The 24304-nt window shown below is 72.9% G+C and carries 24 protein-coding genes and 1 riboswitch; of the genes, 21 read left to right on the forward strand and 3 right to left on the reverse strand.

Features of this window, described 5'->3' with window-relative positions; genetic code table 11:
- Positions 1–8: 8 nt before the first annotated feature.
- On the reverse strand, positions 9–1562 hold the full coding sequence (locus tag LOC65_RS00955) for a UbiD family decarboxylase (protein ID WP_230246267.1): 1554 nt from the start codon (positions 1560–1562) through the stop codon (positions 9–11).
- 264 nt (positions 1563–1826) lie between these two features.
- On the opposite strand from LOC65_RS00955, the gene LOC65_RS00960 reads away from it, so the two are divergent.
- The 19 genes from LOC65_RS00960 (at position 1827) to tolA (ending at position 17588) form a co-directional block, all read left to right on the forward strand.
- On the forward strand, positions 1827–2696 hold the full coding sequence (locus LOC65_RS00960) for a lytic transglycosylase domain-containing protein (RefSeq protein WP_009857410.1): 870 nt from the start codon (positions 1827–1829) through the stop codon (positions 2694–2696).
- A 54-nt stretch (positions 2697–2750) separates the two neighbouring features.
- Positions 2751–2866, forward strand: a riboswitch (ZMP/ZTP riboswitch).
- A gap of 54 nt (positions 2867–2920) precedes the next feature.
- Complete coding sequence (glyA, locus tag LOC65_RS00965) at positions 2921–4171, forward strand: serine hydroxymethyltransferase (RefSeq protein ID WP_230246268.1); 1251 nt, start codon at positions 2921–2923, stop codon at positions 4169–4171.
- Positions 4172–4187: 16 nt separating this feature from the next.
- Positions 4188–4631 carry a transcriptional regulator NrdR gene (gene nrdR / locus LOC65_RS00970; protein WP_009857412.1) on the forward strand — a complete coding sequence of 148 codons (444 nt, stop codon included), beginning with the start codon at positions 4188–4190 and terminating at the stop codon, positions 4629–4631.
- Positions 4632–4745: 114 nt separating this feature from the next.
- A complete protein-coding gene (locus LOC65_RS00975) occupies positions 4746–5273 on the forward strand; it encodes a Tfp pilus assembly protein FimT/FimU (RefSeq protein ID WP_230246269.1) in 528 nt (175 codons plus the stop codon).
- Positions 5274–5364: 91 nt separating this feature from the next.
- Positions 5365–5850, forward strand: coding sequence for a type IV pilin protein (locus LOC65_RS00980; RefSeq protein ID WP_029718961.1), 486 nt, complete (start codon positions 5365–5367; stop codon positions 5848–5850).
- Complete coding sequence (locus LOC65_RS00985) at positions 5850–6446, forward strand: Tfp pilus assembly protein FimT/FimU (RefSeq protein WP_009857415.1); 597 nt, start codon at positions 5850–5852, stop codon at positions 6444–6446. The genes LOC65_RS00980 and LOC65_RS00985 overlap by 1 nt, the downstream gene beginning before the upstream one ends.
- Positions 6440–7192, forward strand: a complete 753-nt coding sequence (locus tag LOC65_RS00990; RefSeq protein ID WP_230246270.1) for a prepilin-type N-terminal cleavage/methylation domain-containing protein — start codon at positions 6440–6442, stop codon at positions 7190–7192. The genes LOC65_RS00985 and LOC65_RS00990 overlap by 7 nt, the downstream gene beginning before the upstream one ends.
- Positions 7189–8571, forward strand: coding sequence for a PilX N-terminal domain-containing pilus assembly protein (locus LOC65_RS00995; protein WP_230246272.1), 1383 nt, complete (start codon positions 7189–7191; stop codon positions 8569–8571). The genes LOC65_RS00990 and LOC65_RS00995 overlap by 4 nt, the downstream gene beginning before the upstream one ends.
- A complete protein-coding gene (locus LOC65_RS01000; protein ID WP_230246274.1) occupies positions 8568–9770 on the forward strand; it encodes a prepilin-type N-terminal cleavage/methylation domain-containing protein in 1203 nt (400 codons plus the stop codon). The genes LOC65_RS00995 and LOC65_RS01000 overlap by 4 nt, the downstream gene beginning before the upstream one ends.
- Positions 9771–9813: 43 nt before the next feature.
- Positions 9814–10926: a bifunctional diaminohydroxyphosphoribosylaminopyrimidine deaminase/5-amino-6-(5-phosphoribosylamino)uracil reductase RibD gene (ribD, locus tag LOC65_RS01005; RefSeq protein WP_230246276.1), complete on the forward strand. Its 1113-nt coding sequence runs from the start codon at positions 9814–9816 to the stop codon at positions 10924–10926.
- A gap of 92 nt (positions 10927–11018) precedes the next feature.
- Positions 11019–11816 carry a PEP-CTERM sorting domain-containing protein gene (locus tag LOC65_RS01010; protein WP_029718958.1) on the forward strand — a complete coding sequence of 266 codons (798 nt, stop codon included), beginning with the start codon at positions 11019–11021 and terminating at the stop codon, positions 11814–11816.
- A gap of 106 nt (positions 11817–11922) precedes the next feature.
- Entirely contained in the window at positions 11923–13020 is a 1098-nt protein-coding gene (gene ribBA, locus LOC65_RS01015) for a bifunctional 3,4-dihydroxy-2-butanone-4-phosphate synthase/GTP cyclohydrolase II (protein ID WP_230246278.1), read from the forward strand.
- 9 nt (positions 13021–13029) lie between these two features.
- A complete protein-coding gene (gene ribH, locus LOC65_RS01020; RefSeq protein WP_009856582.1) occupies positions 13030–13494 on the forward strand; it encodes a 6,7-dimethyl-8-ribityllumazine synthase in 465 nt (154 codons plus the stop codon).
- Entirely contained in the window at positions 13491–13970 is a 480-nt protein-coding gene (gene nusB, locus LOC65_RS01025) for a transcription antitermination factor NusB (RefSeq protein ID WP_009856581.1), read from the forward strand. The genes ribH and nusB overlap by 4 nt, the downstream gene beginning before the upstream one ends.
- Positions 13970–15151 (forward strand): pyridoxal phosphate-dependent aminotransferase, encoded by a 1182-nt coding sequence (locus LOC65_RS01030; protein ID WP_230246279.1) that lies wholly within the window; start codon positions 13970–13972, stop codon positions 15149–15151. The genes nusB and LOC65_RS01030 overlap by 1 nt, the downstream gene beginning before the upstream one ends.
- Before the next feature lie 60 nt (positions 15152–15211).
- Positions 15212–15616: a tol-pal system-associated acyl-CoA thioesterase gene (ybgC, locus tag LOC65_RS01035; RefSeq protein WP_164963217.1), complete on the forward strand. Its 405-nt coding sequence runs from the start codon at positions 15212–15214 to the stop codon at positions 15614–15616.
- Complete coding sequence (gene tolQ / locus LOC65_RS01040; protein WP_164963216.1) at positions 15613–16296, forward strand: protein TolQ; 684 nt, start codon at positions 15613–15615, stop codon at positions 16294–16296. Before ybgC ends, tolQ begins: the two co-directional genes overlap by 4 nt.
- A gap of 1 nt (position 16297) precedes the next feature.
- Positions 16298–16738, forward strand: coding sequence for an ExbD/TolR family protein (locus LOC65_RS01045; protein WP_164963215.1), 441 nt, complete (start codon positions 16298–16300; stop codon positions 16736–16738).
- Between the two features lie 4 nt (positions 16739–16742).
- Positions 16743–17588 carry a cell envelope integrity protein TolA gene (gene tolA, locus LOC65_RS01050; RefSeq protein ID WP_164963214.1) on the forward strand — a complete coding sequence of 282 codons (846 nt, stop codon included), beginning with the start codon at positions 16743–16745 and terminating at the stop codon, positions 17586–17588.
- On the opposite strand, the gene pcp is transcribed toward tolA, so the two are convergent.
- A complete protein-coding gene (gene pcp, locus LOC65_RS01055) occupies positions 17589–18242 on the reverse strand; it encodes a pyroglutamyl-peptidase I (RefSeq protein WP_230246280.1) in 654 nt (217 codons plus the stop codon).
- A gap of 43 nt (positions 18243–18285) precedes the next feature.
- On the opposite strand from pcp, the gene LOC65_RS01060 reads away from it, so the two are divergent.
- Together LOC65_RS01060 and LOC65_RS01065 are read left to right on the forward strand one after the other, a co-directional pair.
- Positions 18286–19920 (forward strand): phosphoethanolamine transferase, encoded by a 1635-nt coding sequence (locus LOC65_RS01060; RefSeq protein WP_230246281.1) that lies wholly within the window; start codon positions 18286–18288, stop codon positions 19918–19920.
- Positions 19917–20594, forward strand: a complete 678-nt coding sequence (locus LOC65_RS01065; RefSeq protein WP_230246282.1) for a phosphatase PAP2 family protein — start codon at positions 19917–19919, stop codon at positions 20592–20594. The genes LOC65_RS01060 and LOC65_RS01065 overlap by 4 nt, the downstream gene beginning before the upstream one ends.
- Here LOC65_RS01065 and LOC65_RS01070 read toward each other — a convergent pair.
- Positions 20579–24181: a hydantoinase B/oxoprolinase family protein gene (locus tag LOC65_RS01070; protein WP_230246283.1), complete on the reverse strand. Its 3603-nt coding sequence runs from the start codon at positions 24179–24181 to the stop codon at positions 20579–20581. The two genes, LOC65_RS01065 and LOC65_RS01070, sit on opposite strands and share 16 nt — an antisense overlap.
- Between the last annotated feature and the right edge of the window lie 123 nt (positions 24182–24304).

A 24304-nucleotide genomic window follows, 5' to 3' on the forward strand; every position in this document is an offset into this window, starting at 1 on the left:
GGCGGAGGTCAAGAGGCCGAGATCAAACGTTCTGCGAGCGACTGCACACGCTGCTCGACGGCGGCGTCCATCGTGATCGTCCGGCCCCACTCGCGCGTGGTCTCGCCGGGCCACTTGTTGGTCGCGTCCAGGCCCATCTTGCCGCCCAGGCCGCTGACCGGCGACGCGAAATCCAGGTAGTCGATCGGCGTCTCCGAGACCAGCGTCGTGTCGCGCACCGGGTCCATGCGCGTGGTGATCGCCCAGATGACTTCGCGCCACTCGCGGATGTTCACGTCCTCGTCGGTGACGACGATGAACTTGGTGTACATGAACTGGCGCAGGAAGCTCCACAGCCCGAACATCACGCGCTTGGCGTGGCCGGGGTAGGCCTTGCGGATCGAGATCACCGCCATGCGATAGCTGCAGCCCTCGGGCGGCAGGTAGAAGTCGACGATCTCCGGAAACTGCTTCTGCAGGATCGGCACGAAGACCTCGTTCAGCGCCACGCCCAGCACCGCCGGCTCGTCGGGCGGCTTGCCGGTGTAGGTGGAGTGGTAGATCGGGTCGCGGCGGTGCGTGATGCGGTCGACCTGGAACACCGGGAACCAGTCCTGCTCGTTGTAGTAGCCGGTGTGGTCGCCGAACGGGCCTTCCAGCGCATGCAGGTAGCCGCCGCGCTCGCACAGCTTGACGCCGCGGTCGGACTCGCCGCTGAAGCCGGCCGGCGCCGGCGGGATGTGACCTTCGAGCACGATCTCGGCGCTGGCCGGCACCTGCAGCGCGCGGCCTTCGCCGACGCCGGATTCGACGAGCTCGGTGCGGCTGCCGCGCAGCAGGCCGGCGAACTGGTATTCGGACAGGCTGTCGGGCACCGGCGTCACGGCGCCGAGGATGGTCGCCGGGTCGGCGCCGAGTGCCACCGCGATCGGGAAGGGCTTGCCGGGGTTGGCGAGCGCGAACTCGCGGAAATCCAGCGCGCCGCCGCGGTGCGCCAGCCAGCGCATGATCAGCCGGTTGCGGCCGATCAGCTGCTGGCGGTAGATGCCCAGGTTCTGGCGCTGGCGCGGGTTGGCCACGGCCTGCGGGCCGCGCGTGACGACGAGGCCCCAGGTCAGCAGCGGGCCGGCGTCGCCGGGCCAGCAGGTCTGGATCGGCAGCCGGCCGAGGTCGACGTCCGGGCCTTCGAGCACCACCTCCTGGCAGGGCGCGCTGCGCTGCAGCGCGGGCTTCATGTCCCACAGCGCCTTGGCCATCGACAGCAGCTTGCCGGCGTCCTTCAGGCCCTTGGGCGGCTCGGGCTCCTTGAGACCGGCCAGCAGCCGGCCGACCTCGCGCAGCTCGGCGGTCGACGAGGCCCCCATGCCGAGGGCGACACGTTGGGGGGTGCCGAACAGATTGATCAGCACCGGGATCGAGAACCCGGTCGGGTTGCGGCACAGCACGGCCGGCCCGCCGGCACGCAGCAGCTTGTCGCCCAGCGCGGTCATCTCGAGCACCGGGGACACCGGATCGGTGATGGTGCGCAACTCGCCGCGGGCTTCGAGCTGGGTGATGAAGTCCCGCAAGTCTCGGTAGTTCATTCTCTGTGGATATAAGAGACGGCTTTCATATTCTTGACCGGATATGAGAGCCTTCCTAAAATTTCGGAAGCCCTGGATCTGGATCAGGGCAGACCCGTACCGTCCTCAGCGTAATCACCTGGACGGTCGCTGAAGTCCCGCTCCGCGCGGCCCATTCGTCGGTCGCTTGCGGTAGTCGGTCGATTATCGCCGTCACCCCGCCCCAGCGCCCCCTTGGCGCCGCGGCCCTGGGGCCTAGAGGACGGCGCTTGGAAGAGGGATGCGATGAAAGCCATTGCCGTGCTGCGCAGCGCGCAGCAAGCCACGGGGCGCTCGCTGACGGTATTCGCACGTGACGTCGGTCACGGCCTGCTCGAGATCGGGCACAACACCCTGGCCGTGGTCGGCCTGGCGGTGGTGGCGGTGCTCGTCTTCGTGGCCGGCCGGGAGGACCTGCGTCAGCAGGCCGAGACCCTGGCCTTCGAGTGGCTGCAGACGCGCCATGAAGTGCGCGCTGCGGCCATCGCGGACGCGGAACTGGTGCCGTCCGAGCCGCTGGCCGTGACGCGTGCGACCGCAGCCGACCCGAACGGCCTGACCGACCAGCAGGCCGCCGTCGCGAGCTGGATCTCGCGCCGCTACAAGGTGGCGCCGGAGCCGATCAGCGCGCTGGTGCAGGAAGCCTGGACCATCGGCCAGCGCGCCGGCCTGGACCCGACGCTGATCCTGGCCATCATGGCCGTCGAGTCGAGCTTCAACCCGTTCGCGCAGAGCCCGGTCGGCGCCCAGGGCCTGATGCAGGTGATGACCCGCATCCACGACGACAAGTACCAGGCTTTCGGCGGCACCCACGCCGCGTTCGACCCGATCAGCAACCTGCGGGTCGGCGTGCAGGTGCTCAAGGAGTGCATCACGCGCGCCGGCGGCCTGCAGCAGGGCCTGAAGCACTACGTCGGCGCCGCGCTGCTGGACAGCGACGGCGGCTACGTCGACCGCGTGATGACCGAGCAGGACTACCTCAAGCGCGTGGCCGCGGGCAACCGTGTGTCAATCAACGCGCCGATCACGGTGCCGCGCGACGCCGCGCCGATGCCGCTGCCGGCCGCGCCCCCGGCGCCGCCGCGCGCCGAACAGCTGGCGATGCTGCGCCCCTGAGCGCCGGCGTTTGACCTCGCCACGGCGGCGGCCCCGGCCGCTGCCGTTACACTCCGCGTCCTGCGCGACTGGCGATGAGGGGCCGCAACCGCCGGCCCCGAGGTGGACTGACCACCGGGAAGCGCAGGCCGGCCCACCGCCGGCGTCAGCCGTTCGCCTGGGCAGCCCTCGACGACGCTCCGCCGCGGGGCGCTCGATGGCCCTTCACTCCGAAGAGGACTGCCGTGTTCGACCGTACCCAATCCACGCTCGCCAACGTCGACCCTGAAATCTGGGCGACCATCCAGGACGAGAACCGCCGCCAGGAAGAGCACATCGAGCTCATCGCGTCGGAGAACTACACCAGCCCCGCGGTGATGGCCGCGCAAGGCTCGCAACTCACCAACAAGTACGCCGAGGGCTACCCCGGCAAGCGCTACTACGGCGGCTGCGAACACGTCGACGTCGTCGAGCAGCTGGCGATCGACCGCGTCAAGCAGCTCTTCGGCGCCAACTTCGCCAACGTGCAGCCGAACTCGGGTTCGCAGGCCAACCAGGCCGTGTTCTTCGGCCTGCTCGAGCCGGGCGACACGATCATGGGCATGAGCCTGTCCGAAGGCGGCCACCTGACGCACGGCATGCCGCTGAACATGAGCGGCAAGTGGTTCAAGGTCGTCAGCTACGGCCTGGACGCCCACGAAGCCATCGACTACGACGCGATGGAACGCCTGGCGCACGAGCACAAGCCCAAGCTCATCATCGCCGGCGCCTCGGCCTACAGCCTGCGCATCGACTTCGAACGTTTCGCCAAGGTCGCCAAGGCCGTCGGCGCCTACTTCATGGTCGACATGGCGCACTACGCGGGCCTGATCGCCGCCGGCGTCTACCCGAACCCGGTGCCGCATGCCGACGTCGTCACGTCCACCACGCACAAGAGCCTGCGTGGCCCGCGCGGCGGCATCATCCTGATGAACGACGAGGCGATCGCCAAGAAGATCAACAGCGCGATCTTCCCCGGCATCCAGGGCGGCCCGCTGATGCACGTCATCGCCGGCAAGGCGGTCGCGTTCAAGGAAGCGCTGTCCCCCGAATTCAAGGCCTACCAGCAGCAGGTCGTCGCCAACGCCAAGGTGCTGGCCGAGACGCTGATCGCGCGCGGCCTGCGCATCGTCAGCGGCGGCACCGAGAGCCACGTGATGCTCGTCGACCTGCGCCCCAAGGGCCTGACCGGCAAGGAAGCGGAAAGCCTGCTGGGCAAGGCCCACATGACCTGCAACAAGAACGGCATCCCGAACGACCCGCAGAAGCCGATGGTCACCAGCGGCATCCGCCTGGGCACGCCGGCGATGACGACGCGCGGCTTCAAGGAAGACGAGGTGCGCCGCACCGCGCACCTGATCGCCGACGTGCTCGACAACCCGCACGACGAGGCCAACCTGGCCGCGGTGCGCGAGAAGGTCGCGGCGCTGACGCGCGACTTCCCGGTCTACCGCTGAACAGGAGCGGCGGCGCATGCGTTGTCCGTACTGCGCCCACGGCGAGACGCAGGTCGTCGAGACCCGCGAGTCCGACGAGGGCGGCGTCGTGCGCCGACGCCGCCGCTGCCTGAAGTGCGAGAAGCGCTTCACGACCTACGAACGCGCCGAGGTCGCGATGCCCGCCGTCGTCAAGAAAGACGGCGCGCGGGTCGAGTTCGACCCCGAGAAGCTGCGCGCGTCGATGCTGCTGGCGCTGCGCAAGCGTCCGGTGGGCGTCGAGAAGATCGACGCCGCGATCGAGCGCATCCAGGAGCAGCTCGTCGCCGGCGGCGCACGCGAGGTGCCGAGCACACGCGTCGGCGAGCTCGTGATGCGCGAGCTCGAGAAGCTGGACAAGGTGGCCTACGTGCGTTTTGCGTCGGTCTACCGCAGCTTCGAGGACGTCGACGAGTTCAGCCAGCTGATCCGCGACATCTGAGCCGCTGATCCCCCGCGCGGGGGCCGCCACCGGCGGGCGCCCCGCGAACCCGCCACGAGGGGAGCGCAGGCCGCGCCCCGTCTTCCTAGAGTGCCCCGGCACGGGAGGACGAGCATGGCCGAGATCCGGGTTCCACGACCGCGCCGCAGGCGCGGGCTGACGCTGGTCGAGAGCGCCGTCACGCTGGCGCTGGCCGCGGTGGTCGTCGGCCTGGCGGTGCCGGGCTTCGCGGCAATCGGCGAGCGCGAGCGGCTGCGCGCCGTGGCCTCGGCGCTGCAGACCGACATCGCGTTCGCACGCAGCCAGGCCGCCGCCCAGTCGCGCCCGCTGCGGCTGGAGTTCGCCGGCCCGCGCTGCTGGCTGCTGCACGACGGCCCGGCCGGCTGCGGCTGCGGGCCCGGCGCCGCGGCCTGCCCGGGCCGGCTCGTGCTGCGCCAGGCCGATCTCGGCGCCGGCCACCCCGTCGAACTGCGCGCCAACGTCGGCTCGATCCTCTTCGAGCCGACACGCGGCACCGTCACGCCGACGACCACGGTGCGGCTGTCGCTGCCGCAGGGGCCGCGGCTGCACCTCGTCGTCAACCTGATGGGCCGGGTGCGGCGCTGCTCGCCCGACGGCCTGCCGGGCGAAGCCGCCTGCTGATCCCTTGAACCCGGGCCCCACTCCGCGACGAACGGCGGCGCCGCCGCGACGAACGGTTCGGCCGCGGACCACGCTGAAAATAATCTGCCGCATGTCCAACCGGTCGCGTCGGTGTTCCGCGGTGGGGTCTGGCGGCGGCTTCACGCTCGTCGAGCTGGCGATCACGCTGGTGGTGCTGGGCGTGATCGGCGCGCTGGCGCTGCCCTCCTTCCTGGACAGCATCCGCAAGAGCCGGCGCTCCGATGCCTACGCCGCGGTCGCGGCGGTGCAGCAGGCGCAGGAGCGCTGGCGCAGCAACCACGCCGAATACGCCACCTCGCTCGCCGACCTCGGGCTGGGTGACGCCAGCGTCTCGGGCTACTACACGATCGAGATCGGCAGCTCGGCCGCGCCGGGCGACACGCTGGCCAGCGCCTACGTCGTCACCGCCCGCGGCCGCAGCGGCACCAGCCAGGCCGCCGACCCGCAGTGCCGCCACCTCAGCATGCGCCTGCGCGGCGGCAACCTCGAGTACGCCGGCTGCGGCAGCTGCGGCGACTTCTCCTACGGCGTGGCCCACGCCTGCTGGCCCCGGTGATGCGCGCCGCCTCGCCCCGGCCGCGCGGCCTGACGCTGATCGAGCTGATGCTCGCGATCGGCCTGCTGGGCGTGATGCTGGCGCTGGGCGCGCCGTCGCTGTTCGACTACATCCGCGTGCAGCGGCTCAAGAGCGTCAACGCGCAGCTCGGCACCGACGTGCAGTTCGCCCGCGGCCAGGCGGTGGCACACGGCCTGCGGTCCTTCGTGCTCTTCCCGGCGGCGGGCACGCCGGTGGCCTGCTACACGATCTACGAGCTGCGTCCCGGCGCCGACGCGAGCAAGCTCTATTGCGACTGCACCCGCGGCCCCGGCTTGGCCTGCCCGAACGCGGTGGCCATCGAGCTGCGCACCGTCGTGCTGCCGGCCGACGGCGGCGTGCGCTTCCAGCTGCCCGCCGGCGACCGCGGCTTCGGCTTCGACCCGCTGACCGGCGGCCTGCTGACGCACAGCCTCGACCTGCTGCCCCAGCCGCTGAACGCCTTCGTGCTCGACACCCTGCTCGACACCGAACGCTACCTGCGCACCACCGTCGGCCGCGCCGGCCGGCCGAGCGCCTGCGCCAGCCGGCCGGCGCTGGGGGCCTCGCCGTGCTGAGCCGCCGGCCGCGGCGCGCCGCGCCGCCGCGCCGCGGCCAGCGCGGGCTGTCGATCGTCGAGCTGATGGTCGGCGTGACGATCGGCCTGCTGGTCGTCGCCGCGTCGGCGCTGCTGGTGTCCGGGCAGCTCACCGAGAACCGCCGGCTGCTGCTGGAGACCCAGCTGCAGCAGGACCTGCGCGCCACCGCCGACATCGTCGTGCGCGACCTGCGCCGCGCCGGCATCTGGAACGAGGCCCAGAGCAGCGCCGTCTGGTCCACCGAGAACCCCGACCCGCAGTGCAACCGCTACACCACCGTGACGCCCGGCTCGGGCTCGGTGGTCTACCGCTACTACCGCAGCGGCGACAACAACAGCGCGCTGGGCATCCGCCTCGACAACGGCGTGCTGCGGTCGGCGATCCACGCCGCCGACGCCGTCTCCGGCAGCACCTGCCTGCAGTCGGCGACGCCGGCGAACTGGCAGGAGCTGACCGACGGCCGCTCGGTCAAGGTGACACGCTTCGACGTCGAATGGCTGGACGACGGCAGCACGCCCGAGCCGCTGCCCTGCGCCAAGCTCTGCGCCGACGGCTCGACCGACTGCTGGCCGGTGCTGCGCGTGCGGCTGCTGAAGGTCACGATCGAGGCCGAGTCGGTGGCCGACCCGAGCGTGCGCCGCGCGCTGCAGGCCACGGTCAAGCTGCGCAACGACGACATCGAGTTCCGCGACCCGGCGGAGCCGACGCGCATGTGCCCGGCATGAGGCCCGCCGCCCCACCCCCGCGCCGCCGCGCCGGCCAGCAGGGCCTGGCGGCGCTGGCCGTCGTGCTGCTGCTGTTCTTCGTCGTCTCGCTGGTGGCCGCCTACACCAGCCGCAACCTGATCTTCGAGCAGCGCACCGGCATCAACCAGTACCGGTCCACGCAGGCGATGGAGACCGCCGAGGCGGCGCTGGAGTGGGCGCTGCTGAAGCTCAACGGCGGCCGCATCGATGGCGACTGCGAACCCAGCACCGAGCCCAGCGACACGAGCTATCGCGAGCGCTACCTGGTGGTGGACCCGGACAAGGGCTTCTACGGCCCCCGCCTGAACGCCGCGACCGGCACCGCCGCGTTCGCGACCTGCGTGCGCGACGGCGCGGCCTGGCGCTGCCGCTGCCCGGCCACCGGCGTCGAGCTGCCCGACGCACCGGCCGGCGACGGCCCCCACCCCGCGTTCCGCGTCGCGCTCGTCGGCTCCAGCACGCGGCCGGGCATGGTGCGCATCTACGCCAACGCCTGCACCCGGCTCGCCGAGGCGTGCCTGGCCTTCGCGCCGAACATGAGCACGCTGCCGATCGTGCGCGCCGTCGCGCCGGGCGGCGAAGGCTTCGCCGCGATCTCCACCTGGGCCGGCATGACCGGGCGCGTCCCGGCGCTGGAGCGCAGCGCCACCAAGATCGTCAGCGGGGTCGCGCCGCGCGACACGATCGTCGCGCGGCAGGACATCGGCAGCAGCGGCGGCAGCCTCGTGGCCGGGCGCCGCGGCCAGGACCTCGGCTTTGCCGCGCGCGCCGGCGGCACGATTGCCGGCATCGGCGTCGAAGCCGCGCCGGGCTCGCCCGCCGACACGGCCACGGCGCTGCGGGCCGGCGACGGCGCGCTCGCGGGCCTGGCCCTGCCCGAGCCCTCGCTCGCCGGCATGCGCATGTTCGCGTCGGTTTTCATGATGCGGCCCGAGACCTTCCGCGACCAGCCGGCCGCCGTCGTGCTCGACTGCGGGATGTCGGCCTGCGACGGCAGCACGCTGGCCACCACGGTCGCGCTGAACCCGGGCCGCCCGATCTGGGTCGAGGGCGACCTGCTGCTCGACGGCAGCGGCGACATCGGCAGCAGCGCCATGCCGGTGACCCTCGTCGTCACCGGAGACCTCGACTTCGACGCCGGCGGGCGCACCGTGCACGGCCTGGTCTACGGCCGCGCCGCCAACTGGCGCCTCAGCGGCCTGGCGCGTGTCGAGGGTGCGCTGGTCGCCGAGAACCAGCTCGACATCGCGACCAGCCCCGGCAGCGCGGTGCGTCACGACCCCGAGGTGATGCGCCACCTCGCGACGCTGAGCGGCAGCTTCGTGCGCGTGCCCGGCAGCTGGAAGGACTTCCCGTGACGGCGCGCCTGCACGCGGCCCGCGGCGTCTCGCTGGTCGAGGCGATGGTCGCGCTGGCCGTGATGGCGATCGGCCTGCTCGGCGTCGTCGGGCTGCAGGCCACGCTGCGTGCCAACGCCGACGTCTCGCGCCAGCGCAGCGAGGCCGTGCGCATCGCCCAGGAACAGCTGGACACGCTGCGCGGCTACACCTCGCTGGCCGGCGCCAGCGGCCTCAGCTACGAAGGCATCGCAGACCTCGACGGCGAACCCGTCGCGACCGGCATCGCGAACACCGAGTTCACGCTCCACCAGACGGTGACCGCGGCAGGCGCCGGCCGCGCCAAGATGGTCGAGCTGCAGGTCGCCTGGCGCGACCGCCGCGCCGAGAGCGACAACCAGTGGGTCGATTTCGCGACCCTGATCGCCGGCACGCCGCCGGCGCTGGCCGGCTCGCTGATCCTGTCGCCGGCGAAGACGGCGCTGGCCACGCCCGGCGGCCGCCACCCGGCGATCCCGCCGCAGGCCCAGGACAACGGCGACGGCAGCAGCAGCTTCCAGCCCGGCGGCAGCGGCGGCGTCAGCTGGACCTTCGACAACCTGACCGGTGTCATCACCCGGACCTGCTCGGTGGCCGGGGTCTGCAGCTCCAGCTACGCCTTCCTGCTGACCGGCTACGTGCGCTTCGCGACCGGGCAGGCGCCGAGCGCGGCGCTCGCCGAGAACCCGCCGGAGCTCGACGACGCCGACCTCGCCTCGGTGCCCGCGCAAGGCTTCGTGCGCGTGCGGCGCGTCGGCCAGAGTGTCGACGACGTCTGCGTGCACCGTGCCGACCCGCAGCCCACCGGCCCCCGCCCGCGCTTCGTCGTCTACTACTGCGCGGTGCCGGTGGAGGTGTCGGCCGGCGTCTGGTCGGGGCGCTCGGACCTGCACTTCGCCGACCCGCCGGTCGCGCCCGCCCTGCGCCAGCTGGCCAGCGACGCCACCGACGCCGCGCCGAACCACCTGCGCGTCTGCCGCTACTCGCCGGCGCAGAACCCGACACGCAACAGCGACCACCCGGCCGCCTACAGCAGCGTCGGCGGCGCGCTGGTGAACCAGAACTTCCTCGTCATCAGCGCCGGCCCGGCCACCGACAGCACGCCGGCCGGCCCCTGGACCTGCCCGGCGGACGATCCGCAGACGCAGGTGATCTCGTCGACCTGGCCGCACCAGCCGTAGCATCGGCGTCCCGACCCGCCGGGCGCACGCGCCCCGCCGCCCGATGCCGCTCGCCCCGCTGGACCGCACCCGTCTGCTCGAAGCCCTCGCCCTCGCCGAGGGCTCGATCGGCCTGACCGACCCCAACCCGCGCGTCGGCTGCGTCATCGGCCATGACGACGGCCGCGTGCTCGGGCGCGGCGCCACGCAGCGCGCCGGCCAGGCCCACGCCGAGGTCATGGCGCTGCGCGACGCGGCCGCCGCCGGCCACGACACCCGCGGCGCCACCGCCTGGGTGACGCTGGAGCCCTGTGCCCACCACGGCCGCACGCCGCCGTGCTGCGACGCGCTGGTCGCGGCCGGCATCGCCCGTGTCGTCGTCGCCGTCGGCGACCCGTTCCCGCAGGTCGCCGGCGCCGGCATCACCCGGCTGCGCGCCGCCGGCGTGCAGGTCGAGCTCGGCGACGAGGACCTCGCCGCCGCGGCCCGCGAGCTCAACATCGGCTTCTTCTCGCGCGTCGAGCGCGGCCGGCCGTGGCTGCGCATGAAGATCGCCGCCTCGCTGGACGGCCGCACCGCGCTGCCCAACGGCGCCAGCCAGTGGATCACCGGCGAGGCGGCGCGCACCGACGGCCACGCCTGGCGACGGCGCGCCGGCTGCGTGCTGACCGGCATCGGCACCGTGCTCGACGACGACCCCCGGCTCGACGTGCGCCGGGTGCCGACGGTGCTGCAGCCGATGCGCGCCGTGATGGACTCGGGGCTGCGCCTGCCCGCCGGCGCGCGTGTTCTCGCCCCGCCGGGACGCTGCCTGGTGTTCCACGCCGCGCCCGACAGCCCCGCTGTCGCCGTGCTGGCGGCGGCGGGTGCCGAACTGCATGCGCGCCCCGGCACCGACGGCCGCGTCGACGCGCCGGCGGTGCTCGCCGACCTGGCCGCGCTCGGCGTCAACGAGCTGCACGTCGAGGCCGGCGCACGCCTGAACGGCGCGCTGCTGGCCGCCGGGCTCGTCGACGAGCTGCTGGTCTACACCGCGCCGCTGCTGCTCGGCGAGGGCCGGCCGATGGCCGCGCTCGGGCCTTTCGAGACGCTGGCGCAAGGCCACCGCTACGGCTTCGTCGACGCCACGCCTGTCGGCGAGGACCTGCGGCTGCGCCTGCGTCGCGCAGCCATGTGAATGGGGGGATGTCCGCCCGGGGGCCGTCGCTATGATCTTTTCGAGCTGCCGTGCGCGATCGTGCCCACGGGGTCCGAGGAGGGGCAGGACCGATGGTCTCGAAGAATCGTTGGGGGCGTGCCGCACTGGCCGCGTGCTCGCTGGCCTTCGCCGGCGCGGCGTTCGCGGCACCGACCACGTACTACGGCGTCGACCAGACCCCCGAAGGCCAGGTGCCGCCCTTGGGCCAGGCCGTCGGCGCGCTGAACGGCTTCCAGACCGCCGCCACGGCCGCCGGCGGCAGCTTCGCGCGGGAGAGCTTCGAGTCCTACGCGACGCTGTCGACGCCGGCCACGCTGTTCGGCGGCACGGCCGGCCTGAGCCTGGCCGACGGCCCGGGCTTCGGCCAGGTGCAGAAGCTGCCCGAGGACGGCAGCAGCGCCGGCCGCTTCAACACCACGCCCGGCGGCGAGAAGTTCTTCGAGACCTCGCGCTCGTTCACGCTGAGCTTCGCCGACGCGATCAGCGGCATCGGCTTCTACGGCACCGACTTCGGTGACTTCAACGGCCTGCTCCAGGTGAGCATCGGCGGCGTCGTCGTGTTCTCGTTCGACGGCGGCGGCGGCGTGCCGCTGCCGGGCGGCAACTCCGAGGCCGGCAACGACAGCACCAACGGCAACCTGCTGTTCTGGGGCTTCCTCGAGTCCGACCCCTTGCTGGCCTTCCGCGAGGTCGTGTTCACCATCTCCCAGGGCCAGAGCGAAGGCAACGACTACCTCGGCTTCGACGACCTGCTGACTGTCAGGCTCGCCGCGCAGCCGCCGGGCGACGTGCCCGAGCCGGCGTCGCTGGCGCTGGCGGGGCTGGCGCTGGCCGGCGCCGGGGTCGCCCGCCGCCGCCGCCCGCGCTGACGCGGCCGGCCCCGGGCGGCTCCATTTCACGGGCGGACGCCGCGAGGCGTCCGCCCTTTCGTTTGCCCGCCCGGGGCGTGGCGGACGCGCCGCCTACAATTCCACGATGCCGATTTCCCCCGTCCCCGAGCTGGTTGCCGAACTGGCAGCCGGCCGCATGGTCATCCTCGTCGACGAGGAAGACCGCGAGAACGAGGGTGACCTCGTGCTCGCCGCCGAGCACGTCACCCCCGAGGCGATCAACTTCATGGCCCGCTACGGCCGTGGCCTGATCTGCCTGACGCTGACGCGCGAGCGCTGCGAACGCCTGCAGCTGCAGCCGATGGCCGCACGCAACGGCACCCGCATGGGCACTGCCTTCACGGTGTCGATCGAGGCCGCCACCGGCGTCACGACCGGCATCTCGGCGGCCGACCGCGCGCGCACCGTGCAGGCCGCCGTCGCGCGCGACGCCAAGGCCAGCGACCTGGTGCAGCCCGGCCACATCTTCCCGCTGATGGCGCAGGACGGCGGCGTGCTGATGCGCGCCGGCCATACCGAAGCCGGCTGCGACCTCGCCGGCATGGCCGGGCTGACGCCGGCGGCGGTGATCTGCGAGATCATGAAGGACGACGGCACGATGGCGCGCCTGCCGGACCTGGAGGTCTTCGCGCGCGAGCACGGCCTGAAGATCGGCACCATCGCCGACCTGATCCACTACCGCAGCCGCAACGAGACGCTGATCCAGCGTGTCGGCCAGCGCCGCGTGACGACGCCGCACGGCGAGTTCGACTGCATCGCCTACCGCGACAAGGGCGGCGGCCTGCACCTGGCGCTGACCCACGGCCAGTGGACGCCGGCCGACGAGGTCACGGTGCGCGTGCACGAGCCCTTCACCGTCTTCGACGTGCTCGACGCCTGCGGCGGCGGCCACTCCTGGCCGCTGCCGGCGGCGCTGGCCGCGCTGCAGGCCGCCGAACGCGGCTGCGCCGTGCTGCTGAACTGCACCCACGACGTCGAGACGCTGCTGCCGCAGCTGCTGCCGCCCGAGCAGCGCGAGGCCGCGCCGCGCACCCCGGCCGACCTGCGCACCTACGGCGTCGGCGCGCAGATCCTGCGCGAGCTGGGCGTGCGCCGCATGCGCCTGCTCGGCGACCCGCGCCGCATGCCGAGCATGCCGGGCTACGGCCTGGAGATCACCGGCTTCGTCGCCGCGCACGCCTGAAGGACCGCCATGCAGAACGCCGAACAGGGCCAGGCCGCCGATCTCGACGGCCGCGGCCTGCGCATCGCCATCGTGCGGGCGCGTTTCAACGACTCGATCACCGCCGCGCTGGCCGACGCCTGCCGCGCCGAGCTCGCCCGCCTGGACGTCGACGCGGCCGACGTGCGCGAAGTCACCGTGCCCGGCGCGCTTGAGGTGCCGGTGGCGCTGGCCGCGCTGGCCGCCTCGGGCGGCTACGACGCGCTGGTCGCGCTGGGCTGCATCATCCGCGGCGAGACCTACCACTTCGAACTGGTGGCCAACGAAAGCGGCGCCGGCGTCACCCGCGTCGCGCTGGACCACCGCCTCCCCATTGCCAACGCCATCCTGACCGTCGAGAACGAAGCCCAGGCCTGGGCCCGTGCCGAGGACAAGGGCCGCGACGCCGCGCGCGTCGCCGTCGAGATGGCGAACCTGCTGGAAGACCTGTCGTGAGCACCGAACCCACTGCCGCGCGCAAACGCGCCGCGCCCAAGTCCGCCCGTCGCCGTTCGCGCGAGATCGCGCTGCAAGGCCTCTACGAGTGGCTGATCAGCGGCGCCGACGCCGGCACCATCGACGCCCACATGCGCGAGCAGGACGGCTTCGACAAGTGCGACCGCGCCCACTTCGACGCCCTGCTGCACGGCTGCATCGCCGAAGCCTCGGCACTCGACGCGGTGCTCGCGCGCCACGTCGACCGCCGCACCAACCAGCTGTCGCCGGTCGAGCACGCGGTGCTGATGATCGGCGCCTACGAGCTGACGCACTGCCTGGAAGTGCCGTACCGCGTGGCGATCAACGAGGCCGTCGAGCTCGCCAAGAGCTTCGGCGGCACCGACGGCCACAAGTACGTCAACGGCGTGCTCGACAAGGCCGCCGGCGACCTGCGCCCGGCCGAGGTCGCGCAGCGCCGCGCCCAGGGGGCTTGATGCGCGTCGCCAGCCGGGTCGGGCGCATCGACCCGTTCTACGTCATGGAATGCGCCAAGGCGGCCGACCGCATCGCCGCCAGCCCCGCCTGCGACCCCGCACGCGGCGGCGAGCCGATGATCTACCTGAACATCGGCGAACCCGACTTCACCGCGCCGCCGGGCGTGCAGCGCGCCGCCGAGGCCTGCCTGGGGGCCGGCCGCACGCAGTACACGCCGGCGCTGGGCCTGCCCGCGCTGCGCGAGCGCATCGCCGGCTGGTACCGCACACGCTGGGGTGTGGACGTCGACCCGGCGCGCATCGCCGTCACCGCCGGCGCGTCGGCGGCGCTGCAACTCGTCTGCCTGGCCTTGTTCGAGGCCGGCGACGAGGTGCTGATGCCGGACCCGAGCTACCCCTGCAACCGCCACTTCGTCGCCGCCGCCGGCGGCACGGCGCGGCTGCTGCCGGCCACGCCCGAGGCGCGTTTCCAGCTCGATGCCGCCTCGGTCGCGGCGAACTGGACGCCGGCCACACGCGGCGTGCTGCTGGCCTCGCCGAGCAACCCGACCGGCACCTCGATCGCGCCGGCCGAGATGGGGGCCATCGCCGAGACCGTGCGCGCGCGCGGCGGCGTGACCATCGTCGACGAGATCTACCTCGGGCTGGGCTACGACGAGGCCTTCGGCCACACGGCGCTGGCGCTGGGCGAGGACGTCGTCTCGATCAACAGCTTCTCCAAGTACTTCAGCATGACCGGCTGGCGGCTGGGCTGGGTGGTGCTGCCGCCGGCGCTGGTCGGCGCCGTCGAGAAGCTGGCGCAGAACCTCTTCATCTGCGCCTCGACGGTGGCCCAGCACGCCGCGCTGGCGTGTTTCGAGCCCGAGGCGATCGCCGAGTACGAACGCCGGCGCGAGGAGTTCCGCCGCCGCCGCGACTACATCGTGCCGGCGCTGCAGGGCCTGGGGCTGGACGTGCCGGTCGTGCCCGACGGCGCGTTCTACGCCTGGGCCGACTGCTCGCGCTATTCGCCCAGCAGCTGGGACTTCTGCATGCAGATGATGGAGCGTGCCCACGTCGCGATGACGCCGGGACGCGACTTCGGCCTGGCCGCGGCCGAGCGTTTCGTGCGCCTGTCCTTCGCCAACTCGATGGCCCAGTTGGAGGCCGCGATCTCGCGCCTGGCGCGCGAACTCCGATGAGCCCGCGGCAGCCCTGCCGGCCCGGGGGCCGTTGCTGCGCTGCCGCATAATCGCCCGCCGATGTCCGAGCCCGCCGTCTTCCGCCACCGCGTCCGCGTCTACTGGGAAGACACCGACGCCGGCGGCGTCGTCTACTACGCGAACTACCTGAAGTTCTTCGAGCGCGCGCGCACCGAATGGCTGCGCTCGCTGGGCATCGGGCAGGAAGCCGGCCGCGTCGCCACCGGCACCGTCTTCGTCGTCGCCGACGCCAGCGTCTCGTACCGCCGCCCGGCGCGGCTGGACGACGAGCTCGTCGTCACCGCCACCGTGCGCGAGCTGTGCCGGGCCTCGCTCGTCTTCGCCCAGCAGGCCTGGCGCGGCGAGGAGCTGCTCGCCGAAGCCGAGGTGCGCGTCGGCTGCGTCGACGCCGCCACCTTCCGCCCCGTGCGCATCCCGCTCCCGATCTTCGACGCCCTCCGATGAACCAGGATCTCTCGATCATCTCCCTCGTGCTGCAGGCGAGCGCCGTCGTGCAGCTCGTGATGGCCGGCCTCGTGCTGGTCTCGCTGGCCAGCTGGACCGTCATCTTCGGCAAGCTCTTCGGGCTGAAGACCGTGCGTGCGCGCAACGAGGCCTTCGAACGCGAGTTCTGGTCCGGCCGCAGCCTGACCGAGCTGAACCAGGCGGCGACGAACAAGAGCGACGCGGCACCGATCGAGCGCATCTTCGCCAGCGGCATGCGCGAGTTCCTGAAGCTGCGCGAGAAGCGCCTGGACCCGGGCGCCCAGCTCGACGGCGCACGCCGCGCGATGCGCGCCAGCTTCCAGCGCGAGCTCGACGCGATCGAGAGCCACCTGAGCTTCCTGGCCTCGGTCGGCTCGGTCTCGCCGTATGTCGGCCTGTTCGGCACCGTCTGGGGGATCATGCACGCCTTCGTCGGCCTGTCCAACCTGCAGCAGGTGACGCTGGCCACCGTCGCGCCGGGCATCGCCGAGGCGCTGGTGGCCACCGCGATCGGCCTGTTCGCGGCGATCCCGGCGGTCGTCGCCTACAACCGCTTCGCCCGCGACATCGACCGCATCGCGACGCAGTTCGAGACCTTCATCGAGGAGTTCTCGAACATCCTGCAGCGCAACGCGACCGGCCCCGCAGGGAGCGTCTGAGATGCCGGCCGTGGCTTCCCGCGGCGGCCGCGGCCGCCGGCGCTCGATGAACGAGATCAACATGGTCCCGTTCATCGACGTGATGCTGGTGCTGCTGATCATCTTCATGGTCACCGCGCCGCTGATCACCACCGGCCTGGTCGATCTGCCGTCGGTCGGCAAGTCGCAGCAGCGCCCGAGCGCGGTGGTCGAGATCGTCGTCGGCAGCGACGAGACGCTGAAGCTGCGCCTGATCGACGGCAGCAAGGCCGGCGAGCCCGACGCCGTCAAGCTGCCGCAGCTCGTCGAGCGTGTGCGCGAGGCGCAGGGCGGCAAGGCCGAGGTGCCGGTCGTCATCAGCGCCGACCGCAACGTCAAGTACGAGAGCGTCGTGCGCGTGATGGACACGCTGCAGCGCGCCGGCGTGCAGCGCGTCGGCCTCTCGGTCAAGCAGGGAGCCTGAGCCCGTGGCGCACGACGCGCTGCAGCCCCGCCCGCCCGACAGCCTCGTGCCCGGCGCCGGGCTGGCGCTGCTCGTGCACGGGCTGCTGATCGTCGGCCTGACGGTTGCCGTCGACTGGCATTCGGCCGAGCCCGAGACGATCAGCGCCGAGCTCTGGGCCGCCGTGCCGGAGGTCGCCGCGCCGCCGCCGGCACCCGAGCCGCCGCCCCCGGCGCCCGAACCCAGGCCCGCCCCCGAGCCGAAGCCGGCGCCGCCGCAGGCCGCGCCCGAGCGCGACGCCGAGATCGCCACCGAACGCGCCGAACGCCGAAAGAAGGAAGAGGAGCGCGAGAAGCGCGAACTCGCCGAGAAACAGGCGGCGGAGAAGAAGGCGCGCGAGAAGGCCGAGGCCGAGAAGAAGGCCAAGGCCGAGGCCGACGAGAAGAAGAAGGCCGAGCAGCAGAAGCTCGCCGCCCAGAAGGCCGAGGCCCAACGCCTGGCCAAGCTGCGCGAAGACCAGCTGAAGCGCCTGCAGAACTCGCTCGGCGGCACCGGCACCGGCGCGGCCACGTCCACCGGCACCGCCGCCCGCGACGCCGGCCCGTCGGCGTCCTACGGCGGCAAGCTGCGCCGGCTGATCAAGGACAACACCGTCTTCACCGAGTCGGTCAGCGGGAACCCGCAGGCCGAGGTCGAGGTGCGCGCCGGCCCGACCGGCACGATCATCGCCCGCCGGCTGATCAAGTCCAGCGGCCTGCCGTCCTGGGACGAGGCCGTGCTGCGCGCGATCGACCGCATCGGCACGCTGCCGCGCGACGTCGACGGCCGCGTGCCGCCGGTGATCGTCGTCACCGCGCGCCCCAACGACTGATCAGCACTCGGCGCCGCCGGCCGCACGCAGGTCCTGCGCCGTGGCCTGCGCGGCGGCCAGCGCCACGCGCACGCCGTCGATCTGCGTCGCCAGCGGCAGGCTGGGCCCGGGCCGGCGCGCCGCCTGCGCCGGCAGCAGCGGCAGGTGCATGAAGCCGCCGCGCACGCCCGGCCGCGCCGCCAGCCGGTGCATCAGGCCGTAGAAGACGTGGTTGCAGACGTAGGTGCCGGCGGTCTGCGACACCGAGGCCGGCAGCCCGGCGGCGTGCAACGCCGCGACCATGGCCTTCACCGGCAGCGTCGAGAAGTAGGCCGCCGGGCCGCACGCCACCACCGGCTGGTCGACCGGGCAGGCGCCGAGGTTGTCGGGGATGCGCGCATCGTCGACGTTGATCGCCACGCGCTCGACGCTGAAGTCGGCGCGCCCGGCGGCCTGGCCCAGGCACAGCACGAGCACCGGCGTGTGCCGCGCCAGGGCCTCGTCCAGCGCCTGCAGCGCCGCGCCGAAGGCGCAGGGCAGGCGCTGCGCGACGACACGCGCGCCGCCGATCAGCTCGCCGTCCAGTGCCGCGCCGACCTCCCACGACGGGTTGATCTCTTCGCCGCCGAAAGGCTCGAAACCGGTCAGCAGCAGGGTCGCAAGGCGCTCGTTCATCGGATTAATGTCACTTTAAGTCGCGCTGAAGACAGTGCCGGCCGTGGACACCGCCGACACCGACCCGCCACGCTGGACGATAAACGCCCGCGTCGAGACCCTGCTGCTGGGCGCCAGCGTCTTCTGGGCACTGGCCGTCAACCAGCGCTTCTTCTCAGGTGCGCTGGCCGGCCACCCCGGCAGCAGCCTGGGCTTCACGCTCGCGCTGGGCCTGGCGCTGGTGGCGCTGCACTTCCTGCTGCTGGCGCCGTTCGCGACCCGCGTCACCGTCAAGCCGCTGCTGGCGCTGATGTTCGTCGCCACCGCCTTCGCCGCGCACTACATGAACCGGCTGGGCATCTACCTCGACCCGTCGATGCTGCGCAACGTGCTGCGCACCGACGTGCGCGAGGCCAGCGAGCTGTTCACGCCGTCGCTGCTGCCCGACCTGCTGCTGCTGGCCGGGCTGCCGCTGCTGGTGCTGTGGCGCGTGCGTCTCGTGCGCCGCGGCGGCTGGACCTCGGCGCTGGGCATTCGTGTCGCCAGCATCGGCATCGCCGCGGCGCTGCTGGTCGGCACGGTGGTCGCGCAGTACCAGCCGCTGGCCTCGCTGATGCGCAACCAGAAGGAGCTGCGCTACCTGGTGACGCCGGCCAACTACCTGTGGTCGATGGCCAGCGTCTTCGGCCGCGAGGCGCGCGCCAGCGGGCCGAAGACGCCGATCGGCACCGACGCCCGGCCGGGCGAGAGCTGGCACCACAGCGCCCGGCCGCGGGTCGTCGTGCTCGTCGTCGGCGAGACCGCGCGTGCCGCCAACTGTGGCCTGGACGGCTACACGCGCCAGACCACGCCGCAGCTCGCGACGCTGCCGGTCGTCGCCTTCCGCGACGTGACCAGCTGCGGCACCAACACCGAGGTCTCGGTGCCCTGCATGTTCTCGGCGCTGGGCCGGCGGCGCTACGACGAGGACACGATCCGCGGCAGCGAGTCGCTGCTGAACCTGCTGGCACGCGCCGGCGTGCGCGTGCGCTGGCGTGACAACCAGGCCGGCTGCAAGGGCGTCTGCGACGGCGTGCCGTCGGAGACCGCGGCCGCGGTCGGGCCGGCGTCGCTGTGCCCCGACGGCCACTGCCTGGACGAGGCCCTGCTCACCGGCCTGGACGGCTGGCTGGCACAGGCGACGGGCCGGCAGGTGCTGGTGCTGCACCAGCTGGGCAACCACGGCCCGGCCTACTTCCGCCGCTATCCGCCCGAGTTCGAGCGGTTCAAGCCCGCCTGCCGCGACGAGGACCTGCGCAACTGCTCGCGCGAGCAGATCGTCAACGCCTACGACAACGCCCTGCTCTACACCGACCACCTGCTGGCGACGCTGGTGCGCACGCGGCAGGCGCATGCCGACCGCGTCGACGCGACGATGGTCTACGTCTCCGACCACGGCGAGTCGCTGGGCGAGAACAACCTGTTCCTGCACGGCCTGCCCTACCCGATCGCGCCGCAGGAGCAGAAGAAGGTGCCGATGGTCGTCTGGTCGACCGCTGGCGGCTCGCTGGACACCGCCTGCCTGGGCCGCCGCGCCGCGCTGCCGGCCAGCCACGACAACCTGTTCCACCTGATGCTGGGCCTGCTGGACGTGCAGACCTCGCTGTACGAGCCGGCGATGGACCCCAGCCACGGCTGCCGCCGAGACGTGACGCCGTGAAGGCCGCGCCGCTGCTGCACCGCGACCTCGGTGTCGTGCTGGCCGCGCTGCTGCCGGTGCTGGCCTGGGACTTCGGCGGGCTGGACCTGCCGCTGCAGCGCCTGCTCGGCGGGCCCGAGGGCTTCGCCTGGCGTTCGCACTGGCTGACGAGCACCGTGCTGCACCAGGGCGGGCGCGCGCTGGCCTGGGTCGTCGTCGCGCTGCTGGCGGTCAACGTCGTGCGGCCGCTGCTCGGCTGTGCGCTGACCCGCGCCGAGCGCCTGCGCTGGCTGCTCGTCACGCTGGCGGTGTTCGCCGTCGTGCCGCTGCTCAAGGACAGCAGCGCGACGAGCTGCCCCTGGTCGCTGGCCGAGTTCGGCGGCCAGGCGGCCTACGTCTCGCACTGGCGCTGGGGCGTCGCCGACGGCGGTCCGGGGCGCTGCTTCCCGTCGGGCCACGCGACCGCGGCGGCGGCCTTCTTCACCGGCTGGTTCGCGCTGCGGCGGCAGCATCCACGCGGCGCGCGGCTGTGGCTGGGCGCGACGCTGGCGCTGACGGCCCTGCTCGGCGGCGCCCAGGTGCTGCGCGGCGCGCACTACGTCAGCCACGTGCTCTGGGCGGCCTGGGTGTGCTGGCTGGCCGCCACCGTCACCGCGCCGCGGGCGCTGCCGCAGCCGGCCTACGCCGCGCCGTAACCGCCGCCGCCGGGCGTCTCGACGACGAAGACGTCGCCCGGCGCCATCGGCACCGAGCCGATGTGGCCGAGCGCCTCGACACGCCCGTCGGCGCGTTCGACGCGGTTCACGCCCAGCGCGCCGGGCCGGCCGCCGGCCAGCCCGAAAGCCGGCACCTCGCGGCCGTTGCTGAGGATGGACGCGGTCATCGGCTCCAGGAAACGCACGCGGCGCACGCCGCCGTCGCCGCCGCGCCAGCGGCCGGCGCCGCCCGAGCCGGCGCGGACCGCGTAGCTCTCCAGCAGCACCGGGAAACGGTGCTCCAGCACCTCGGGGTCGGTCAGGCGCGAGTTCGTCATGTGCGTCTGCACGACCGCCGTGCCGTCGAAACCCGGGCCGGCGCCCGAGCCGCCGGAGATCGTCTCGTAGTACTGGTGGCGCTCGTTGCCGAAGGTGAAGTTGCTCATCGTGCACGGCCCCGAGGCCATCACGCCGAGCGCGCCGTAGAGCGCGTTGGTGACGCACATCGAGGTCTCGACGTTGCCCGCCACCACCGCCGCCGGCGGCCGCGGGTTGAGCATCGAGCCCTCGGGCACGACGATCTTCAGCGGCTTCAGGCAGCCGGCGTTGAGCGGGATGTCGGCGTCGACCAGGGTGCGGAAGACGTAGAGCACCGCGGCCATCGTCACTGCCTTCGGGGCGTTGAAGTTGTTCGCCAGCTGCTCGCTGGTGCCGCTGAAGTCGATCGTCGCCTCGCGCGCCGCGGCGTCGACGGTGACCTGCACGCGGATCACGGCGCCGTTGTCCAGCGGCAGCTCGAAAGCGCCGTCCTTCAACGCACCGATGACGCGGCGCACCGACTCCTCGGCGTTGTCCTGCACGTGGCCCATGTAGGCGGCCACCGTCTCGCGGCCGTACTGGGCGACCATCGCGCGCAGCTCGTGCACGCCTTTCTCGTTGGCGGCGATCTGCGCGCGCAGGTCGGCGAGGTTCTGCTCCGGGTTGCGCGCCGGGTGCGCGCCGGAGCTCAGCAGCGCACGCATCTCCGCTTCGCGCAGCCGGCCGCCTTCGACCAGCAGCACGTTGTCCAGCAGCACGCCTTCCTCGGCGATCGAAGTCGAGAACGGCGGCATCGAGCCCGGCGTGATGCCGCCGATGTCGGCATGGTGGCCGCGGCTGGCGACGAAGAACGCCGGCTTCGCATCCTCGTCGGCGAGGTAGACCGGCGTCACGACGGTGACGTCGGGCAAATGCGTGCCGCCGTGGTACGGGTCGTTGAGCACGTAGACGTCGCCCGGCTTCATCGCCGGGTTGCGCGCGATGACGCTGGCGATGCTCTCGCTCATCGAGCCCAGATGCACCGGCATGTGCGGCGCGTTGGCGATCAGCCGGCCCTCGGCGTCGAACAGCGCGCAGGAGAAGTCCAGCCGCTCCTTGATGTTCACCGAGTAGGCGGTGTTCTGCAGCCGCGAGCCCATCTGCTCGGCGATGCTCATGAAGAGGTTGTTGAAGACCTCCAGCAGCACCGGGTCGGCGTCGGTGCCGACGGCGTGCGCGGCAGCGCGCGGCGCGATGCGCTCCAGCTCCAGCGATGCGTCCGGCCGCACGCGCGCGCGCCAGCCGGGTTCGACGACCGTCGTCGCGTTGCGCTCGGCGACGATCGCCGGGCCGTCGACCGTCGCGCCGGCCGCGAGCGTCTGGCGCTGGTGCAGCGCCGCGTCGTGCCAGCCGCCGTGATACAGGCGAACGTGCGCCGCAGGCTCGGGCGTGAACGGCGCCGGCTCGGCGGCGATGTCGGCCGCGCCGAAGGCTTCGCCGGCAGCGACCGCCTCGACACCGACCGCTTCGACGACCAGCGCACGCCCCGGCATCGTGAACGCGAAGCGGCGGCGGTAGGCGGCTTCGAAAGCCGCGGCCAGCGCGCCGGCGTCGGCATCCCAGGCCAGTTCCAGCGCGGTGTCGGTGCCGGCGTAACGCAGGTGCAGGCGCTCGCGGCAGTCGATGCTCTCGGGCGCGACGCCTTGCGAGGCCAGTTCGCCGGCGGCGGTGGCCGCCAGTTCGTCGAGCCGGGCGCGTGCCGCGGCCAGGCCGGCGGCGTCCAGCGGCGCTTCGAGCGAAGCCTCGCGCATCACGATGCGGTCGGCCAGCCCCATGCCGTAGGCCGACAGCACGCCGGCCAGCGGGTGCACGAAGACGCGGCCCATGCCGAGTGCGTCGGCCACCGCGCAGGCATGCTGGCCGCCGGCACCGCCGAAACACTGCAGCGTGTAGCCGGTGACGTCGTAACCGCGCGCCACCGAGATGCGCTTGATCGCGTTGGCCATGTTCTGCACCGCGATCGCGAGGAAGCCTTCGGCCAGCGCCTCGGGCGTCGTCGGCCTGCCGGTCGCGGCCTGGACCTCGGCGGCCAGCGCGGCGAAGCGTGCGGCGACGCCGTCGGCGTCCAGCGGTTCGTCGGCACCGGGGCCGAAGACCTTGGGGAACCAGGCCGGCTGCACACGCCCGAGCAGCACGTTGGCGTCGGTCGTCGCCAGCGGCCCGCCGCGGCGGTAACACGCCGGGCCCGGATGCGCGCCGGCGCTCTCGGGGCCGACCCGCAGCCGGGCGCCGTCGAAGGCCAGGATCGAGCCGCCGCCGGCGGCCACGGTGTGGATGCTCATCATCGGCGCGCGCATGCGCACGCCGGCGACCTGGGTCTCGAAGGCGCGCTCGAACTCGCCGGCCCAGTGGCTGACGTCGGTGCTGGTGCCGCCCATGTCGAAGCCGATCAGCTTGCGGTGGCCGGCGGCTGCCGCGGTGCGCACCATGCCGACGATGCCGCCGGCCGGGCCGGAGAGGATGGCGTCCTTGCCCTGGAAGCGCGTGGCCTCGGTCAGCCCGCCCGAGCTCTGCATGAACAGCAGCCGCACGCCGGGCATCTGCGCGCCGACGCGGTCGACGTAGCGGCGCAGGATCGGCGACAGGTAGGCGTCGACGACGGTCGTGTCGCCGCGCGGCACGAACTTCATCAGCGGGCTGGTCTGGTGCGAGGCGCTGACCTGCACGAAACCGGCTTCGTGCGCCAGCCGCGCCGCGGCCGCCTCGTGCGCCGTGTGGCGCCAGCCGTGCAGGAAGACGATGGCGCAGGACTTGAACCCCGCGTCGCGCGCCGCCGCCAGCTCGGCGGCCAGCGCCGCCTCGTCCAGCGGCTGCAGCACCGTGCCGTCGTCCTGCACGCGTTCGTCGGCTTCGACGACGCGCGAGTAGAGCCGCTCGGGCAGCACGATGTGGCGGTCGAAGAGCCGCGGCCGCGCCTGCCAGGCAATGCGCAAGGCGTCGCGGAAACCGCGGGTCGTCACCAGCAGCGTCGGCTCGCCCTGGCGCTCGAGCAGCGCGTTGGTGGCCACCGTCGTGCCCATCTTCACGCAGTCGACGAGCTCCGGCGTGATCGCCTGCCCCGGCGCCAGGCCGAGCAGGCGGCGGATGCCCTCGACGGCGGCGTCCTCGTAGTGCTCCGGGTTCACGGACAGCAGCTTCAGCGTGTGCAGCGCACCCGCCGGGTCGCGGCCGACGACGTCGGTGAAGGTGTCGCCACGGTCGATCCAGAACTGCCAGAGCCTCTTCGTCACGCCTTGCTCCTCGACGCCGCCGATCGCGGCCCGGCCGAGTCTAGAAGCGCCGGCGCCGGCGCGCCTCGGGGGCCGACCCTGCGGCCGGTGCGGCACATGCCGCATCTGGGCCGCTTTCCCTGA

The sequence above is a fragment of the Rubrivivax sp. JA1055 genome (assembly GCF_020966565.1).
GTDB lineage: Bacteria > Pseudomonadota > Gammaproteobacteria > Burkholderiales > Burkholderiaceae_C > Rubrivivax > Rubrivivax benzoatilyticus.